At 63.4% G+C, this 16,170-nt stretch carries 14 protein-coding genes and 1 pseudogene; 5 read left to right on the forward strand and 10 right to left on the reverse strand.

Going from position 1 to position 16,170, the window contains the following annotated elements:
• Positions 1-327: 327 nt before the first annotated feature.
• Genes RCO31_RS18870 through RCO31_RS18900 form a run of 7 tightly spaced genes read right to left on the reverse strand, consistent with a single transcriptional unit; the run spans position 328 to position 7,214 of the window.
• Positions 328-1,632, reverse strand: a complete 1,305-nt coding sequence (locus tag RCO31_RS18870; protein ID WP_308969987.1) for an NtaA/DmoA family FMN-dependent monooxygenase — start codon at positions 1,630-1,632, stop codon at positions 328-330.
• Positions 1,629-2,447: a GntR family transcriptional regulator gene (locus RCO31_RS18875; RefSeq protein ID WP_308969988.1), complete on the reverse strand. Its 819-nt coding sequence runs from the start codon at positions 2,445-2,447 to the stop codon at positions 1,629-1,631. Before RCO31_RS18875 ends, RCO31_RS18870 begins: the two co-directional genes overlap by 4 nt.
• A 22-nt stretch (positions 2,448-2,469) precedes the next feature.
• Positions 2,470-3,312 carry an ABC transporter permease gene (locus tag RCO31_RS18880; RefSeq protein ID WP_308969989.1) on the reverse strand — a complete coding sequence of 281 codons (843 nt, stop codon included), beginning with the start codon at positions 3,310-3,312 and terminating at the stop codon, positions 2,470-2,472.
• A gap of 4 nt (positions 3,313-3,316) precedes the next feature.
• Positions 3,317-4,231, reverse strand: a complete 915-nt coding sequence (locus RCO31_RS18885) for an ABC transporter permease (protein ID WP_308969990.1) — start codon at positions 4,229-4,231, stop codon at positions 3,317-3,319.
• Between the two features lie 11 nt (positions 4,232-4,242).
• Positions 4,243-5,745: an ABC transporter substrate-binding protein gene (locus RCO31_RS18890; protein ID WP_308969991.1), complete on the reverse strand. Its 1,503-nt coding sequence runs from the start codon at positions 5,743-5,745 to the stop codon at positions 4,243-4,245.
• A gap of 51 nt (positions 5,746-5,796) precedes the next feature.
• Positions 5,797-6,477 carry a DUF1028 domain-containing protein gene (locus tag RCO31_RS18895; RefSeq protein ID WP_308969992.1) on the reverse strand — a complete coding sequence of 227 codons (681 nt, stop codon included), beginning with the start codon at positions 6,475-6,477 and terminating at the stop codon, positions 5,797-5,799.
• Positions 6,474-7,214, reverse strand: a complete 741-nt coding sequence (locus RCO31_RS18900; RefSeq protein WP_308969993.1) for a DUF1028 domain-containing protein — start codon at positions 7,212-7,214, stop codon at positions 6,474-6,476. The genes RCO31_RS18895 and RCO31_RS18900 overlap by 4 nt, the downstream gene beginning before the upstream one ends.
• Positions 7,215-7,334: 120 nt before the next feature.
• On the opposite strand from RCO31_RS18900, the gene RCO31_RS18905 reads away from it, so the two are divergent.
• The 4 genes and pseudogenes from RCO31_RS18905 to RCO31_RS18920 all read left to right on the forward strand — a co-directional run bounded on the left by RCO31_RS18905 (position 7,335) and on the right by RCO31_RS18920 (position 10,954).
• Positions 7,335-8,306, forward strand: a complete 972-nt coding sequence (locus RCO31_RS18905) for an ABC transporter ATP-binding protein (protein ID WP_308969994.1) — start codon at positions 7,335-7,337, stop codon at positions 8,304-8,306.
• Complete coding sequence (locus RCO31_RS18910) at positions 8,303-9,274, forward strand: dipeptide ABC transporter ATP-binding protein (protein ID WP_308969995.1); 972 nt, start codon at positions 8,303-8,305, stop codon at positions 9,272-9,274. Before RCO31_RS18905 ends, RCO31_RS18910 begins: the two co-directional genes overlap by 4 nt.
• Before the next feature lie 166 nt (positions 9,275-9,440).
• A pseudogene (locus tag RCO31_RS34755) lies at positions 9,441-9,689 on the forward strand (strawberry notch-like NTP hydrolase domain-containing protein); the annotation flags it as partial.
• 329 nt (positions 9,690-10,018) lie between these two features.
• Positions 10,019-10,954 carry a matrixin family metalloprotease gene (locus tag RCO31_RS18920; protein WP_308969996.1) on the forward strand — a complete coding sequence of 312 codons (936 nt, stop codon included), beginning with the start codon at positions 10,019-10,021 and terminating at the stop codon, positions 10,952-10,954.
• Here RCO31_RS18920 and RCO31_RS18925 read toward each other — a convergent pair.
• Both RCO31_RS18925 and RCO31_RS18930 read right to left on the reverse strand, forming a co-directional pair.
• Entirely contained in the window at positions 10,951-11,799 is an 849-nt protein-coding gene (locus RCO31_RS18925) for a PhzF family phenazine biosynthesis protein (RefSeq protein WP_308969997.1), read from the reverse strand. The genes RCO31_RS18920 and RCO31_RS18925 overlap by 4 nt on opposite strands.
• 14 nt (positions 11,800-11,813) lie before the next feature.
• Positions 11,814-12,998 carry a pyridoxal phosphate-dependent aminotransferase gene (locus RCO31_RS18930; protein WP_308970029.1) on the reverse strand — a complete coding sequence of 395 codons (1,185 nt, stop codon included), beginning with the start codon at positions 12,996-12,998 and terminating at the stop codon, positions 11,814-11,816.
• Positions 12,999-13,047: 49 nt separating this feature from the next.
• Here RCO31_RS18930 and RCO31_RS18935 point away from each other — a divergent pair, with 49 nt between their 5' ends.
• Positions 13,048-14,481 carry a PLP-dependent aminotransferase family protein gene (locus RCO31_RS18935; protein ID WP_308969998.1) on the forward strand — a complete coding sequence of 478 codons (1,434 nt, stop codon included), beginning with the start codon at positions 13,048-13,050 and terminating at the stop codon, positions 14,479-14,481.
• Here RCO31_RS18935 and RCO31_RS18940 read toward each other — a convergent pair.
• The gene (locus RCO31_RS18940) at positions 14,478-16,073 is read right to left on the reverse strand and encodes an FAD-dependent monooxygenase (protein ID WP_308969999.1); all 1,596 of its coding nucleotides are present in this window, start codon (positions 16,071-16,073) and stop codon (positions 14,478-14,480) included. The genes RCO31_RS18935 and RCO31_RS18940 overlap by 4 nt on opposite strands.
• Positions 16,074-16,170: the final 97 nt, after the last annotated feature.

Raw genomic sequence — 16,170 nt, forward strand, 5'->3', positions numbered from 1 at the left:
GCGCGAGGGTATTTTCGGAGATCCGCCGGGATCGCCGCTTCTGATGATTTGCGACCCTCGCCGCCGCCTGCCCGATAGCCAAGGCTGGTTAGTTCGGAGTAACGGCCTGCCGGACTTTCGCGGCGAGTTCCTTGGCTGGGGTTTCGGTGTCGACTGTCAAGAGGAAACACTGTGCCCGCACAGGCCCTTTGGGTAGGAGAAACAATCTTCGTCTTCGAAAGCACGCATACGCTGGTGACGTCCGTCGTTGTCACGGCCGGTCCGGGCGGACCGTTCAGAATTTCGAGTTTCCTCGTCAAGACAGTCGTCGATCGAGTGACAGAAGGATCAAAATTCCAAGAGATTGTCGCGCAGGTGCTTGTGAGCGTAGGCCTTGCGCGTCGCGCCGCGGCGCTGCAGCTCCGGCACCAGGCCATCGCAAACCTCGATTACATAGCGACGATCGAAGTAGCTGTTGAAGATGAGGAAGCCGTCACCGCCGACCTCCTCCATGACCTCCTGCATCAGGCCGGCCACGTAGTCGGGGGTGCCGGTGTATTCGATCCCCGCCTTGCGCGCGTAGGTCTGCAGGATCGAGCGCGGTGTCTTGCCCAGCCACTTCGCCAGCGACGATTGGTGACCGTTGGTCGTCAAGGTCATCGGCAGCGGCTCGTCGAGGTCGAACTTCGAGAAATCGATGCCGGTCAGGCGCGACATTCCCGACAGATGCAGGTCGAGATGCTTCTCGGCCTCGATCTGCTCCATCTTCGCCCGCTCACGCGCTGCTTCCATGCTCACATCGATGATTGGGTGGGCGAGGAACAACACCTTGACATCGTCGGGATTACGGCCGAGCCCCACCGCCTGCTTGCGGACCTTGTCACGGTAGGCCTTCATCGACTCGATGCTGCCGCCTCCTTCGGTAATGATGGTGTCGGCCCAGGTCGACGCGAAGAGCTGACCGCGCGGCGAACCGCCAGCCTGGCAGATCGGCACGCGCCCCTGTGGCGAACGCGGCGCGTTGATGGGCCCGCGGCACTTGAAGTACTTGCCCTCGTGATGGATGGCATGGACCTTGTTGCCGTCGGCGAACATGGGTTTCTCGCGATCGAGCACGACCGCATCGGGTTCCCACGCCTCCCACAGCTTGGTTACGACCTCGCAGAACTCGTCGGCGACGTCGTAACGTTCGTCGTGCGGACGGTGTTTCTCATGGCCGTAGTTCTGCGCCGCACCGTCATTGCTGCCGGTGACACAGTTCCAGCCGATGCGTCCCTCCGTCGTGTGGTCGAGCGAGTTCACCAGTCGCGCCAGCAGGTAGGGCGGATACTCCGACACCGACAGAGTCGGCACGATGCCGACCGTCTTCGTCGCCGCGGCGAGATACGGAACCAGCACCGCCGGATCGAGCTTGGGTGCGCTCGCGGCGTATTGGAGATAGGCGTTGTGCGATCCCTGGTAGGTGTAGGGGACGTTCGAAGAATCCTCGATGATCATGTAATCGAAGCACGCGCGATCCATGCCCTTAGCGAGGTCGACGAAGATGTCCGGCATCATCCAGCGATTGAGATCGCTGCCGGGAAATTCGCTGCGCCAGCTCTTGGGGCCATAGCCCTGGGACAGGAACCAAGCGAGATGGAACGGCTTCTTCATGATCGGGACCTCGTCTTACTCTGAGTGATGATCGGCGTGGCGGCGCGCGCCGACATGGGACGCGCCAGTTCCATCTGCTGGCGCTGGCGGAAGAGCTCTATCCTGTGGACGTAGCGGTCGGATCGGACGTACAGATCCGAGTAATAGATCGGGGCGCCGTGGATATCGAAGTAGGTACGCTGCAGGAGCAGCAGCGGCGCGCCGATCTCGACCTGCAGATGTCGGGCAACCTCCGCATCTGCGGCGACGGCCAAGGATGCCTGCCGCACGCGGAAGGCCTGCACGCCGCTATACTTCTCGATCAGCGGGATGACATGCGCCGAATGAATCTGCTCGGACATGTCCGACGGCAAGCGCGACGCCAGCGCCTGCGGCAAATGCGCGGCGCAGAAGGCTATCGGCCCTGTCGGCCGCACGCGGCTCCAGGAGATACGCATCAACCGCTCGCTGGACGCCACCTGCAGCAACGCTGCTACGCGCGCATCGGCATGCGGCGCCAGATGCTCGATGGCATGCAGTTCGAAGCGAGCATCCGGATCGTCGATCTTCAGATCCTCGAGCGCGCGCGCGCTCCAGTCCGGGCTGACGGGATCGCTCTCGAGTACGAAGGTTCCACGGCCGGGAAAACGCTGCACCAGCTTGTCGGCGACGAGCAGCTCGACGGCCGTGCGCGCCGTGTGGCGGCTGACGCCGAATTCGGCCATCAGCTCGCTGTCGGTCGGCAATTGCGAGCCGAGCTTGAACGCGCCCGATGCGATGCGCTCGGTCAGCACCTGATAGATCCTGTAGTAGGCAGGAACCCGGCCGCGTTGCATTTCCTCACCCTTTTCTTTTTTCTCATCGCCGATCCACTCGTCGCGGATCGAGCGTCTCCCGCAGGCCATTGCCCAGCAGGTTGATTCCCAGCACAAGCAGAACTATGGCGATTCCGGCCAGATTGGCGATCCACGGCGCCACCAGCAGACGGTCGCGGCCCTCGGCGAGGATGTTGCCCCAAGTCGCCGTCGGCGGCGGCAGGCCAAGGCCAAGGAAGCTGAGCGCGGTCTCCTGGAGGACGAGTTGGCCGACCTGCAAGGTCGCGATCACGGTTAGCACGGGCGACATCTGCGGCAGGATGTGCCGCCACATGACGTAGCGGTCGCCCGCACCCGATGCGACCGCAGCCTCGACGAAAGGCCGCTCTCGCAACGACCGCGTCAGGTTGAAGGCGACGCGCGTGTAGCTTTCCCAACCGGCGAAGCCCAGCACCAGGATCAAGACCGTGACGCTGCCGCCGAAGACGGCGACGACCACGATGGCCAGCAGGATCTCCGGTATCGCCTGATAGCCATCGGCAAAGCGCATGATGACCTGCTCGACGCGACCGCCGCCATAACCGGCGACCAGACCGAGCGTGGTGCCGAAGGTCAGAGCCACCATCATCGCCAGCAGGCCGACGACGATCGACAGGCGCGAGCCGTAGACCAGGCGTGACAGCAGATCACGGCCCAAATTGTCCGTGCCCAGCGGATAGGTCCAGCTCCCGCGGTCGTCCCACACGGGCGGCTTCAGGCGTAGCATCAGGTTCTGCAAATACGGATCGTGTGGCGCAAGCAATGGCGCGAAAATCGCCGTCAGGCACATCCCCACCACCAGCACGACGCCAATCTGAATCTTCAGTCGCGGACCAAACCACTTCATCTCATCACCGTAGCCTGATGCGCGGATCGATCGCCGCCTGCACCAGGTCGACGACCAGGTTGGCGAGCACGATGGTCAGCGCGACAATGAAAACGGCGGCAACCACGATCGGCACATCGCGCTGGAAGATAGCGCTCACCATCAGGCGACCGACACCTGGCCAGGCGAAGATCGATTCGGTGACGACGGCGCCGCCCATCAAACGACCAAGCTGCAAACCGATCAGGCTGACCACCGGGTTGATGGCGTTGGGCAGGATGTGTAGCCACAACGCTCGCGCCGGCCCCGCGCCACGGGCGCGTGCCGTGACGACGAACTGCTCACGCGCCACCTCCAGCACGCTGACACGCATCACCAGGATGAAATTGGGCACCAGGAACGTGGCGAGCGTGATGACCGGCAATACCATGTGCTCCCAGCCGCCCTTGCCTGACGTCGGCAGCCATTGCAGTTCCAGCGCGAACAGCTGGATCAGCAGGATGCCGAGCCAGAAACTGGGCATCGATTGTCCGGCGACGGCCAGCACCGAGATCACGAAATCCGGCACCCTGTCCTTCCACACTGCGCTGGCGACGCCGCCCAGAACACCCAGCACCACGGCGACGAGCAGGCCCAGCGCGAGCAACTGCAGCGTCGAGCCCAGCCGCTCGCGCACGACTTCCATTGCCCGTCGCTTGAACTGGATCGAGGTGCCGAAGTCGCCGCGAACCAGATCGAGCAGGAAGTAGCCGAACTGCACCGGTACCGGTTCGTCGAGATGCAGATCGGCGCGCAGCACTGCCTCCTGCTCCGGCGTTGCATCGAGTCCCAGGTAGATCGCCACCGGATCGCCCGTCAGCCGCAGCACGACGAAAACGAACCCGATCACAAAGATCAACGGGACTGGCAGCAGCATCAGTCGCCGCAGGAGGTAGCGCATGGTCGAATTGCCTACTTCACGCTCACCTTGTGCAGGCGCAGTAGCGAGTCGCGCGACGGCATCCAGCCGGTTACCCTGTCCGAACGACCCGAGATGCGTGGCAGACCGGCGAGGAAGATCGACGGCACCTCGTCGTGCATGATCTCCATCATGCGATTGTAGGCACGCAGGCGGGCGGCCTCGTCCATGGTCGAGCGTGCTTCCTGCCAGAGTTTGTCGAACTCGGCGTTAGTCCAGTAGTTGCGCTTGCTCGCCTCGGTGTACCAGACGGTATTGAAATCGGCGTCGCCGACGCTGAACCAGCCAACCTGATACATCGGACCCTGATCGCGGCTGCGGTCGAGCTGGGACCACACACCGCCCTCGACGACATTGACCGAGGTCTTCACGCCGACCTGGCTCATCATGCCGGCGACGGCGTTGGCGATGTCGACATCGGAGAGATAGCGGCCGGACAGCGTGTTGATTTTGTTTTCGAAACCCTTGGGGAAACCTGCTTCGGCGAGCATCGCCTTGGCCGTCGTCGGGTCGTAGGGGCGCGACTTGATGTTCGGGTTGTAACCGAACGTGCCCTTGGTCACGAGCTGACCATCCAGCACCGAGCCATAGCCGCCTAGCATCTGCTTCACGAGCGCCTGCTTGTCGATCGCGTAGTCGATCGCGCGGCGAACGCGTACATCGTTGAACGGCGGCTTGCGCGTATCGAAGGTGTGCACGAGGCTCACCGACGATTCGACGGCGTCGATCTTGAGATTCTTGCGCCGCTCGACCGACGGCAGCAGGTCGACGGGAATCTCCTCGACGATGTCGGTCTCGCCCGCCACCAGCGAGGCCACCCGTGTCGCGCCCTCAGGAATGGCGCGGATGCGCAGCTTCTTCATCACCGGCGCGCCGCCCCAGTAGTTCTCGTTGGCGGCCAGGTCATAGTGATCGCCGGCGACCCATTCGACATACTTCCACGGGCCGGTGCCCATCGGCTTCTTGTGCGCCTCAACCTGGCCGACCTTCTCGGTGTGCGCCTTCGACTCGATGGGGATGTCGGCGAGGCCGCGCAGCAACAGCGGCGCCGGCGTCGATGTCTTGATGTCGACCGTCATCTCGTCGACGATTTCAGTGCTGACCACACCGGCGATGCGCGTCTTGCGCGCGTAGACCTGCTTGGGATCGATGACGTAGTCGATCGTGAACTTCACGTCCGCGGCGGTGAACGGCGTGCCGTCATGCCACTTCACGCCCTTTCGCAGATGAAAGCGCCAATGCGTCGGGCTCAACGCCTCCCAGCGCTCGGCGAGCGCCGGTACGAGCTTGTCCTCGTCATCGCGCGCGACTAGCGGCTCCCAGGTCTGGTAGCAGAGGCTCAACGTGATGTAGGCGCCGCCCGTCGGCGCGATGGAGTCGGTGAAGAGCGATGCACCCACCACCAGCGTATCCTTGTCCTGTCGGGCATGCGCAGACGACGCGCCCACCCCGACAGCCAACGCTGCCGCAAACACGGTTCTCATCACTCCAAGCATCACGACCTCCAGTCTGACAACACCTCGTTTTGTTTCCTCTGCCTTGCTGATTTATTTGCGCTGTTGGTCGCGCCAGCGATCGTCTCGCGGCAGGCGCGGGTTGTAGGGTCGCTCGCTGTAGTACGGCAACAGCGGCCGGAACCATTCGAAGATCCGGCGCAATTCGCCGATCGGTTCATCGTGTACGTCGACACGCAGATCGATGTAGGCGAACGGCTCGTCGCCATAGACCAGGATCGACGAGGAGAAGTGCCCATCGACCTGGCCGCCGGCCCGTCCGCCCGCTTCGACAGCGCGCACTAGACGTTCCTCGAGAAGCTCCGCTCCGGTCGAATGCATGGATTGTGCCATCGCTTCGGTCACCTGCGGACCGACGATGCCGTTGCCCATCACCAGCCAGCCCTGGCCGATGATGTGACCAGCGTAGGCGCCGTTCTCGCCGCCCGTCATGGCAGCGGCATTGCCCCAGGCATCGACAACGCCGATCTGACGCAACGGCGCATTCGGATCACTGCTCTCCAGCTGCTGGATGATCTTGCCGGCGTGATAGCCGAGCCCCATCAGCTTCGTGCACAGCAGGGTCAGGCGCGGATCAGCGATCGCCTGCACCGACGCCGCTGCCATGCGCGGAATCACGACGGGACAGCGATTGCCCACCGCCGGCGCATGCGTCGCCATGGCGACCCCGAGCATCTTGGTCCGCGGGCAGCGGCCGACAACAGTAAAGGTCACGACTTGCCTCCCTTCACGCACGCCCGCGCCTCGACCCAATCCTCAACGACGCCCAACGCCGCGGGCTGCCACGGGCGCGTTTCGTAGTATTCGATCTGCGGCCGGTAGAGATCGAACACGCGGCGCAGTTCGCCGATCGGCTCGACATGCTCGTCGACGCGCAGGTCGACCAGCGGATACTCATGCTGCCGGTAGACCATGAGCGCGGCGGAGTGCTGGCCGCCATGCTGGCCGCCCGCGTCGCGCCCTGCCTCGAGCGCCGACATCAAGCGGGCCTCAAGATCGTCGCCCTTCATGGCGCGGAACGTGTTGGCCATCGCCGAGGCCGTGCGTTCGGAAATCAGGCCATTGCCCATCGCCACCATGCCCGGCTCGCAGAAATGACCGGACCAATCGTGGTTCTCGCCACCGGTGCGGGCGACGGCATTGCCGTCACGGTCGATCACAGAGATCTGGCGATAATCGATATGCGGATCACTGGCGGCGATCTCGGCCATCGTCTTGGACGCCGAGAAACCGAGGTCCAGCAGGCGGATGCCCAGCGGGCCCAGTCTCGGATCGGTAACCGCCATTGTCACGACGACACCGACACCGGGTCTCACGAACGGGCAGCGTGAGCCGACGCCTATCGGCCTGGTGGAGATCGCCACGCCGAATTTTCCGGTCTCCGGGCAACGCGCCGAAATCGCGAAGGTCGAGAACTCCTCGCCGAGTGGACCCAATCTTGGCCCCAACATTGCTTTCCCCTCTTTGGCAGCTTGCGCGAACCATAGGCCGGATATTGTATGTCTCAATGCCTAAATGTCCGGTCATTATGATTATTCTGCAGGCAAATCCGTAACCGGAGTTTTTGCTTCATGGCGCTGTTGGAAATCGACGACCTCGCAATCGCCTTCGGGACGCCGCGGGACGCCACCGCCGTCGTCGATGGCGTCACCTTTTCTATCGATGCCAAGGAAACGGTGGCATTGGTCGGAGAGAGCGGCAGCGGCAAGAGCGTCACGGCGATGGCGATCATGCGGCTCCTGCAGGAGCCCGGCCGGGTGACGCGCGGCGAGATCCGCTTCGAGGGCCGCGACCTCGCCCATCTCGACGAGCGTGCGATGGCGAAGATCCGCGGCGATCGCATCGCCATGATCTTCCAGGAGCCGATGACATCGCTCAATCCACTGCTGTCGATCGGCGCGCATGTCGCGGAGCCGCTGCGATTGCATCGCAGATTGTCGCGGCGCGAAGCGCGAACGCGCGCCATTGCCTTGCTCGACCGCGTCGGCATTCCCTCCGCGGCGCGTCGCTTCGACGACTATCCGCATCGCATGTCCGGCGGTATGCGGCAGCGGGTGATGATCGCGGCAGCACTTGCCTGCGAACCGGCTTTGTTGATCGCCGACGAGCCCACGACCGCACTCGATGTCACCATCCAGGCGCAGATCACGGACCTGCTCTCGGATCTCCAGTCCGAGTTCGGCATGGGCATCCTGTTCATCACCCATGATCTGGGCGTGGTGGCCGAGCAGGCGCATCGCGTCGTCGTCATGTACGCCGGCCGCCTGGTCGAGCGCGCCGAAACCACCCGGCTTTTCAGCGCGGCGGCGCATCCCTATTCGGCTGCGTTGCTGCAATGCATGCCCGACGAGGAGGAGTCCGGCGATCGCCTCGCGGTGATCGACGGCATGGTGCCCGCGCCCACGGCATTACCATCGGGATGCCGCTTCGAGCCACGTTGCAAATACGCAGTCGACGCCTGTCGAGCGGGCGAGCCGCCGCTGCTTTCCCTTGGACCCGATCACGCCGCGGCATGCATCCGCCCGCTGGAGGCCGCGGCATGACCAATCTTCTAACCGCGCACGGCCTGACCAAGCACTTTCCTGTTCTCGGCGGTCCGCTCGGCGTTACGCAGGTCGGCACTGTTCGCGCTGTCGAAAACATCGACCTCAGCGTCGCGCGCGGCGAGGTGCTGGGCTTGGTCGGCGAAAGCGGGTGCGGCAAGTCCACGCTCGGCCGGCTGCTGATCCGCCTGCTCGATTCGACCGCCGGCTCGGTCACCTTTGATGGCCAGGATGTCGCGACGGCAAAAGGTGCTGCCCTGCAGGCGCTGCGCCGGCGCTTCCAGATGATCTTCCAGGATCCCTACGGCTCGCTCAATCCGCGCATGCGGGTGCACGAGATCATCACCGAGCCGCTGCGGCTCGCCGGCGTCTCGCGCAAGGAGTGCCGCGAAAGCGCTGCGCAGCTCCTCTCCAAGGTCGGCCTCGCGCCCGAGCATGGTGCGCGCTACGCGCATCAATTCTCCGGCGGCCAGCGCCAGCGCATCGGCATCGCCCGCGCGCTGGCGCTCGATCCAGCGTTGATCATATGCGATGAACCTGTGTCGGCTCTCGACGTATCGGTGCAAGGCCAGGTCGTGAACCTGCTGCGCGACCTGCAACGCGAGCGCGGCCTGAGCTACGTATTCGTCTCGCACGACCTGCGTATCGTGCGCCACATCGCCGATCGCGTCGCCGTCATGTACCTTGGCCGCATCGTCGAGATCGGCGACAAGGAGACCATCTACCGCAAGCCTTTGCACCCCTATACCGACGCTCTGCTCGCCGCTGTACCGTTGCCGCGTCCTGGCCAGAAGCGGCAGCGCGCCACCGCGCGGGGCGAGATTCCCAGCGCCATGAATCCGCCGTCAGGCTGTCCTTTCCATCCGCGCTGCCCGTTCGCGACCAGTCGCTGCAGTGCCGAGGTTCCGGAGTTGCGGGAGGTCGCAGGCCGGCAGGTCGCCTGTCACCTTGCGGAGACGCGGGTCTAGCCGCAGATCGTACAAGCCGCGGACGAAACCGGTCCGGGCTATGGTTGATGTGATGATCTGTCGTTGGCGAGCTATGACAGAGAGGGATGCGCTGCAATATGCGCTCCCCAACGCCCGCGTGCTCTACGTCTCGGCGATCGGCGCGACCACAACCTCGCCTATGCGCGGATTCGTCGAGGCGATCGAGGCGGGCGGGGGCGCCGCGCTGGCGGTGTTGGCGCGCGACCTCACAGCGCTTCGCCTCTATGCAGCGTGCTCGCTGTCTTATGAAGGCGTAGCATACGAACTGGTCGAGCACCGGCTGACGGGCGAGTAGATCCGCCTCTACGACGAATATGCGGGCGTGTTCTCGGTCATTCACAACAACCTCGATGCGCGCGGCGAATTTCGCCGCACGACTGGCACGCTGAACGCGCTCAAGCGCCTTCGTATTCCGCTGCAGAGGCACCCCGAGGAATGCCCCATCCAGGGGATGGTGGTCTCCGGCCGGTTGCGCCCTATCCGTGCTACTGAGCGGCGTGTGACACCAGGAACGGGGACGCCGTGGGGCGCTTCCCTCGCGGCGTTTCGCGGCCCGGCGGTCAGACGCGCGTCATCAATTGAACGCGGATACCTGCAGTCATCACGGGTTTGCAGGAGTTCCTATAAAGAGCTTAGTCAGGTGAGCGTAAGGTATCGCCGAATAAGCTCCACATTCAAAGACAAACGTGCAGCGGCGCGCGGGCGAAACACAGGGAGGCAACCTTGCCAAGCTATGTTCTGGAAGAAGCCCACTGGGCACCCGGCAGCACGGTGACGTGGTATTACGCGGGCACATCCGCTGCGGTCTTTGAACAACAGATCTCGGCAGGCTACGCCGCCCCGGATCTCTTCCCCGAGGAGATCCGCGCTGCGTTCAGCCGCTGGGATGATTTCGGCGAGATCACGTTCCAGGAAGTCTCGTCCGAAGCCGCAGCCAATATCGTCATTGGTTGGGCCGAAATCGACGGTCCCTACAACGTGCTGGGGCAAGCGGGCTATTACTACGATCCGGCAACCGGCCTCTTCGCATCGCCAGTGCAAATCAACTTCGATTCGTCGGAGCTCTATAACCCGTCGTCGGGAAGCGAGGCGCTTTCGTTCGGTGCAACGTTCTATGCGGTTGCGCTGCATGAAATCGGACACGCGATTGGAATAGGCCACTACAGTGACGAGCCGGCGATCATGAATCCGTACATTTCATCACTGAATGATCTCACGGCCTCCGACATCGCCGCGGTGCAGGCGCTGTATGGTGCCGCCGATGCTGCCCCTGTCGCCGGCTTGGACTCCAATTGGCAATTAGCCGCGGTTAGCCATTTCAACGGCGGCGTCACAACCGATCGCGCGGCCGCGCTCAATCCTTCGCTATTTCCGGAGTGGACCAGCACCGGCGACCTCTACGGTTCCGACACCTTCATGTGGCGGGATGGCAGCTCAGGCGACGTGCCGATCTCGAACACGCGGCAGGATGCCGTCGTGACGTCGGTCTCAGATCCAGTTTTGAGCGAGCAGGAGACTGCAAGTCGCCTTGCCGACGGAACGCTAGTGCAAGACTTTGACACGTTCGGTGCCCCGCCGGCCGCAGCCTCTCTTGAGGGCCCACTGGACCAGATGCTTCAACAGCAAGCGCTGCACCTGACAGTTGACCTCCTTGCTTAAGCACCGCGGGGCATCTGGAGCTTTCCCTCGATACAGCTGATCGTTCTGCCGCCGATCCAGATGTCGCTTCCGTCACGTTCGACATGAACACGGCCGGCGCGGCCGAGCACCGTTCCCTGGGCCGCGACGTAGGCGTTCGGCGCGAGACCGGCACCAATCAGCCATTGAGCGAGACCTGCGTTCAGGCTGCCTGTGACCGGATCTTCCGCAGCGCGTGTCGGAATGAACGCACGGACCTCGAACTGGGCGTCGTCGCCGTCCGTCGCAAGCCACGGCGCGACCACGCCGGGCTTAAGGTCGGCCAGAGCGGGGTAATCCGGCTGTAACGCCAGGACTTCGGCACGGCTTTCCAGCATCACCGCCACCCAACCTGGGCCGTTGTCGACCCATTGAGAGGCCTTGATGGCGTTCGGCTTAATTCGAAGTCCGTTTGCAAGTCTCGTCAGCGTTTCGGCATCGACGTCGCCACCCCGGCGAAGCGGCGGCGCCGCGAATGCGAGGCGCTTATCATCGCGCCTGATGCGAATGAGGCCGGCGCCGCACTCCTGAACGATTTGGGCTTGTTTCGGCGTCCGCCCACTGTTGAGCCATACTTGGCAGCTTCCGAGCGTTGGATGACCTGCAAATGGCAGTTCGCGTTCGGGCGTGAAGATCCGCGCGCGATAGTCGGCTGCGGGATCTGTAGGCTTGAGGAGAAAGGTTGTTTCGCTGAGGTTCGTCCAGTTGGCGAGAGATGCCATGGTCTCGTCAGAGAGGCCATCGGCATCGACCACGACGGCCAGCGGATTTCCTTTGAGGGGGACGTGCGTGAACACGTCAACCTGTTGAAACGAAAGCTCGCTCATTTGATCCTATCCTCCTAAGCTGCGCTGCGTCTGGCCTGTTGCAGGGCCGCCGTGAGCGCATCGAGGGCTGCTTCCAGTTCCCACACAGGAAGCAGGCCAAAGCCAAGGCGAAACACCCGCGGCTCTTCGCCGAACCAGGTGCCATTGCCGACGCGCGCGTCAAGCCGGCCGAGCGCGGCGTAGAACCGAGCGACGGCGGCCTCGTCGAACACGTCCGGCCGAAGCCGGACACAACACAGCGCGCCCGCATCGGGCCGCACCCACGCGACCAGGCCCGCGTTGTCTTCAACCCATGCGGCCGTGCGGGCCAGCGTGTCGCTCAAGTGCCGCCGGCGGGCGTCGATGATGTCTTCCGCTTGGGCCAGCACGCGGAGCGCAAACATTTCGTCGACCGTCGAGTTGGCGATCACCGTGCTGAACTTGCCGAGCATGATCTGCTCGCGCAGCGCGGCATTTCGGGTAATTGCCCAGCCGATGCGGAGGCCCGGAGCACCGTGGCACTTCGACAACGAGCCGGTGACAATGACCTGCGGACCGAGGAGCGCGGCGCTGGATGCGGCCCTGTCTTCGTCATAAACGGCATGGCGATAGGTCTCGTCGATCAGCAGGAAAGCGTCCGGGCAGCGTGCCGCCATCGCCGACAAGACTCCTGTCAAGACCGCGTGCGGCAGCCCGACACCGGATGGGTTCTGCGGCGAGGCCAGTGAAACCAGTCGCGTCGCGGGCGAGAGCAGGGCGGCCAGCCTGCGCCAATCCAGCCGGTAATCCTCTTCGAACCGAAGCGGCAACGGCCGGACTGTCGCGCCCACGCTCGTCAGCGCGTCGCGTGCGAGCGGAAAAACCGGCGTCGTGATGATCGCCTCTTCTCCGCGGCCGCACAGAACGTAAGCCGAAAGGAACAGCGCGTGCATCCCGCCGACGGTGATCACGACATCGTCGGCGGCGACGCCATGCTGAGCAGCGATCGCCGCTCGGAGCTTTGGATCCCCAGCGGCTGTTGCGTAGCCGAGGCGCAACGCGCCAAGTTCATCGTCGTCCGGATGGATGAGTTCGGCGAGGCGAAGGTCGGGGCCCACACTCTCGGCAAGGTCGTGCCGCGGCGCAGCGCCGATGAGGGAAATGATGTCGTTTCGGACAAACCGTGTCATCGGCGTCTTCCTTCTCGCTGAACGCCGATCTAGCAGGTTGTCCGCGACCATAACAGTTACAGTCAATGACAATTGCGACCAGAACAGTTAGAATGGCGCAATGGACCAGGAAAATTTTCGTTACGAAGAGTTGGCGCGTTTCATTGCAGCGCTGGTCGACCGCGGCACCCTGGTGCCAGGAACGCGGGCGCCGTCGCTGCGATCGATCAGCCGCGACCGCAAGGTCAGCATGGCGACGGCACTGCAGGCCTATCGTCTCCTCGAGGATCGGGGCGTGCTGCAAGCGCGACCGCAGTCCGGATTCTATGTTGCGTCTCGGCCACCCGCACGAAAGCCGCCGACGACGTCGCGTCCGCCGGCGCGCGCTACCGCGGTCAGTGTGCCAGCCGTCGTCGTGAAGCTGCTGGAGCATGCATCGGATCCAAACCTTGTGCCGCTCGGCTGCGCGATCCCTGACACCAACCTTCTCGACGCCGGGCGACTTGACCGGCTGCTTGCGCGAACGGCGCGGGAGCGGGGCGGTGTCTACAATATCTACACAGGGCCGCAGGGCGATCTGCGGCTTCGGAGAGAAATCGCGCGTCGGGCGACGCGCTGGGGCCAGGCGCTTTCGCCGGACGATCTTGTAATCACCGTCGGATGCACCGAGGCGCTGGTTCTGGCTCTTCGCGCCGTAACGCGTCCCGGCGATACGGTCGCGATCGAATCGCCGACCTATTTCGGCCTGCTGCATGCGTTGAAGGCACTCGATCTCAAGGCGCTCGAACTGCCGACGGATGCGAGCGAGGGAATCGATCTGGATCCGTTGCAGGCTGCGCTCTCCCAAAATCGGATCGCAGCATGCCTGTTCGCATCGAGTTTCAATAACCCGCTTGGCTGCACCATGCCGGATACGAAGAAGCTTGCCGTCCTCGATCTGTTGGCGCGGCATCATGTGCCGCTGATCGAAGACGATATCTATGGAGACATCTATTTCGGCGACGAAAGGCCGCGTCCGTTCATGGCGCTCGACCGCCATGGCGTCACGATGTACTGTAGTTCGTTCTCCAAGACGGTGGCGCCGGGTTATCGCATTGGCTGGATCGCTGCCGGCAGGCATCTGCCTCGCGTGCTCGATGCCAAGGCCGCTTTGACGCTCTGCGGCTCGGTGCTGCCGCAGGCCGCATTCGGTGAATTCCTTGCCTCCGGCGGCTACGACAGTCACCTCCGACGCGTCCGTCGCGTGTTCGCCGCAAATATCGAACGGATGACGCGCGCGATCGACCGGAGCTTTCCGGCCGGAACGCGGGTCAGCTGTCCGGCCGGCGGTTTCGTGTTGTGGCTGGAATTGCCGCAGCCTGTGAATACCGGAGTGCTATTTCAAGCTGCGCTCGATCACGGCATCTGTTTCGCGCCGGGTGAAGTGTTTTCCGCGAGCGGCCGCTATGCCAATTGCCTGAGGATCAGTTGCGGACATTCATGGGACCCGTGGATCGAGCGCGGGGTCACGCGCCTTGGTGCACTCGCGGCAGAAGCGTTGATGAGCAATCGTTAATCCGCGCCGACGATCTTGCGCAGGATTGCATGCGCGTCAGCGGGCGCTTCATTCGCGCACCACGCAACGAAATGATCCGGCCTTACGAGAACGAATTTCGCTTCATAGGCCATTCGCTTGGCAGCGAACGTGTCGCGGATGATCTTGAGCGGGATATTCATCGCTTTGGCGGCTTGCGCGAATGCGGCGACGTTCGTATCGGCAGCATCGAGCGCAATCAGGTTGAATCCTGATCCGAGCTCCTCGAAGACATTGCAATTCGACGACAGCATTTGCGGCGCGAGATGGTGACCTGGTTGCGCCCTGAAGGTATGTGCGCCCTTCGCATTGGTTTCCGCGCCTGGCGGGCCGAAGACAATGGGCGAGCCCCGATAATTGGGCTCGAACGCATCGACTTCCATGCGCGCGCCGGACGTCCGCTCTTTCCAGCCAGCTTCGAAGGCGGACAGATCACGCTTCGGATCGTAGGTCGCGACGAACACGCGGTCCGTCTCGATTGACCTCTCGATGAAATCGCGTGCGGTAGATTTGAACACCGGCCTGCGTTCGGCGTCATAGGAATCAAGCAATCGCTCACCACTCCAGCCGTGCAGGGTCGCGGCGAGCTTCCAGCCGAGGTTGCGCGCATCCTCGAAGCCCGTGTTGATGCCGTAGCCACCGTAGGGTGGGTGGCTGTGCGCAGCGTCGCCGGCGATGAACACACGATCTGCGCGATAAGATTCGGCAGCTGCGATCCGCAGGTCCCAGAAACCGATATGGTCGAAGGCAACGTCGAATTGCGCTCCGGCCGCGTCATACAGAAGGCCCTTGAAGTCGAAATTGTCCTTTGTCGTGCCGGGCGGCACTGGCGCATGGAAGAACCACGTGGTGCCGAGGTCGACACGCCCGAAAAACCGCCAGTAGCCTTTCAGGTCAGGGTGCAGCACGTTGTAGAACGACTTGCCGGGAAACCGCTTCAGGAGCTCGTGCAGCGCCTGGGATTTGAAGACCAGCAGCACCATCAACCGGTCGTGATCTGACAAGGTCTGCTGAATTCCGACCTGTTCGCGCACGAGGGAGTGGCTGCCGTCACAGCCGACGGCAAACTCGCCTCTAACCGTCATCCGTCGCGAGCCGGTTCGCTCGCGGATGTCAATCGTTACCCCTCTGTCGTTTTGCGCGATGCGATCGGCGTCCCAGCCGAACATCAGCGTGAGCGAGGGCAGAGTCCGGGCGCGAGCGCGCAAGACGCCTTCGGTTGCATACTGCGGAAGCCGCTCATTATCCGTGAAGTAAAAGGGGCGAACCAGCTCCCGCTGCATCCAGTCGTGAGCGTGGCCGCTGAGCAGGGTACCGTACGCGGTCATGCCGCCGATGCCGTAGTCCTTTGCGATCGTCCGTGCCGCACGCAGCTGTTGTTCCGCACCCCAGAAATGGAAATGCTCCATGGTCCGCTGGGTCAGGTTCTGCCCCTTGGGGATCCGCTGCGGTGCGACGTAACGCTCAACAACGATGGTCGGAACGCCGCGCTGCCCAAGCTCGATGGCAAGGCCCATTCCCACTGGTCCGCCACCAACGATGATGGTGTGCGCGTCTTTGTCTTGCGCGTTCAACGTCGCTTGCTCCCGCAATGCACCAGACGGCCCTTCTGGCCCTGTTCCAGCCGCCATCATCGGCTAGTATTGCTCGCGCGGCGCTCGATGCAAGTCC

It is taken from the genome of Bradyrhizobium sp. LHD-71, assembly GCF_031157255.1.
Lineage (GTDB): Bacteria > Pseudomonadota > Alphaproteobacteria > Rhizobiales > Xanthobacteraceae > P52-10.

Bases quoted from the DNA above. Each gene is read 5' to 3' on its own strand.
- RCO31_RS18870 (WP_308969987.1), bottom strand. From the start codon at position 1,632: ATGAAGAAGCCGTTCCATCTCGCTTGGTTCCTGTCCCAGGGCTATGGC.
- RCO31_RS18875 (WP_308969988.1), bottom strand. From the start codon at position 2,447: ATGCAACGCGGCCGGGTTCCTGCCTACTACAGGATCTATCAGGTGCTG.
- RCO31_RS18880 (WP_308969989.1), bottom strand. From the start codon at position 3,312: ATGAAGTGGTTTGGTCCGCGACTGAAGATTCAGATTGGCGTCGTGCTG.
- RCO31_RS18885 (WP_308969990.1), bottom strand. From the start codon at position 4,231: ATGCGCTACCTCCTGCGGCGACTGATGCTGCTGCCAGTCCCGTTGATC.
- RCO31_RS18890 (WP_308969991.1), bottom strand. From the start codon at position 5,745: ATGCTTGGAGTGATGAGAACCGTGTTTGCGGCAGCGTTGGCTGTCGGG.
- RCO31_RS18900 (WP_308969993.1), bottom strand. From the start codon at position 7,214: ATGTTGGGGCCAAGATTGGGTCCACTCGGCGAGGAGTTCTCGACCTTC.
- RCO31_RS18905 (WP_308969994.1), top strand. From the start codon at position 7,335: ATGGCGCTGTTGGAAATCGACGACCTCGCAATCGCCTTCGGGACGCCG.
- RCO31_RS18910 (WP_308969995.1), top strand. From the start codon at position 8,303: ATGACCAATCTTCTAACCGCGCACGGCCTGACCAAGCACTTTCCTGTT.
- RCO31_RS18925 (WP_308969997.1), bottom strand. From the start codon at position 11,799: ATGAGCGAGCTTTCGTTTCAACAGGTTGACGTGTTCACGCACGTCCCC.
- RCO31_RS18930 (WP_308970029.1), bottom strand. From the start codon at position 12,998: ATGGTCGCGGACAACCTGCTAGATCGGCGTTCAGCGAGAAGGAAGACG.
- RCO31_RS18935 (WP_308969998.1), top strand. From the start codon at position 13,048: ATGGACCAGGAAAATTTTCGTTACGAAGAGTTGGCGCGTTTCATTGCA.